The sequence below is a fragment of the Bacillus xiamenensis genome, assembly GCF_000300535.1.
GTDB lineage: Bacteria > Bacillota > Bacilli > Bacillales > Bacillaceae > Bacillus > Bacillus xiamenensis.
In genome coordinates this window covers 1-1,096 of record NZ_AMSH01000118.1, presented here as the reverse complement: position 1 = coordinate 1,096, position 1,096 = coordinate 1, and the positions used below count along the sequence as shown (strand labels likewise).

The following is a 1,096-nucleotide window of genomic DNA, read 5'->3' as shown; positions in this document are numbered from 1 at the left end:
TTGAAGTGACCCCCTAAATTTAGACACGGGTTTTTATGAGACAGCTTTCGAGGCATGAGTTCGATATTGTATCGGACTCATGCCTTTTAGTTTGGTCTTTATACGTGTGTGATTGTAGTAGTCAATATATTGTTCAAGTTCTTGCTTGAAGTGTTCGACGTTCTCAAATTCTTTTAGATATAGAAATTCAGACTTTAAGATACCGAAGAAGTTCTCGATAACTGCGTTATCGTAACAGTTACCTTTTCGGGACATACTCTGTGTAATCCCACGCTTTTTTAAGGCGTGTCTATATTGCTTCATTTGGTAATGCCATCCTTGATCAGAATGTATCATTGGTTTCTCCTCTTCATCTAAACGGTTGAACGCCTGATGAAGCATCGTTGAGACGAGAGAATAAACAGGTCTTGAACCGACTGTATAGGTAATGATTTCACCATTAAATAGATCTAATATGGGCGAAAGATAGAGCTTCTGACCAAATAATTTGAACTCCGTTATATCTGTGACCCATTTCTCATTTGGCCTATCAGCTTGAAAATGACGAGCCAAAATATTAGGCGCTATTTTGTTCACTGTGCCTCTGTATGAACGATATTTCTTCACTCGAACCATGCATTTTAGCCCTAGAGCTTTCATGATACGCTGGACTTTTTTGTGATTCACCTTTTGTCCTCGGTTGATTAGTTCATCACGAATCCGGCGATATCCATAACGTCCTTGATGTTCCTGATAAATGGTTTGAATCATCTTTTTCAGTTCGATATCCTGATCAGGACGATCTAAATGCTTGATCAAGTAATAGTAGGTACTGCGCGGAATACATGCGAGCTTAAGAAGTGATTTCACCGGATATTGATGCCTTAAATCATAGACTACTTGCGCTTTGTCTTGTTTGGTGATTGTTCCTTGTTTTGAACTAAGGCATTCAACTTTTTTAAATACTCATTTTCCATGCGTAAATGTTCTACTTCTGCCTGTAACGCTTCCATTGATCCTTTCGTTATTTCTTGTTTTCCGGTTTTCTTTTTCATAGACGGACGCCCCTTTTTCTTAGATTGAAGGGCGTCTACTCCTTGTGTTTCCAAGATGCGCT

The 1,096-nt window shown here is 39.0% G+C and carries 1 pseudogene; it reads right to left on the bottom strand.

Features of this window, described 5'->3' with window-relative positions:
* Window positions 1-33: 33 nt before the first annotated feature.
* A pseudogene (locus BA1_RS18210) lies at window positions 34-1,096 on the bottom strand (IS3 family transposase); the annotation flags it as partial.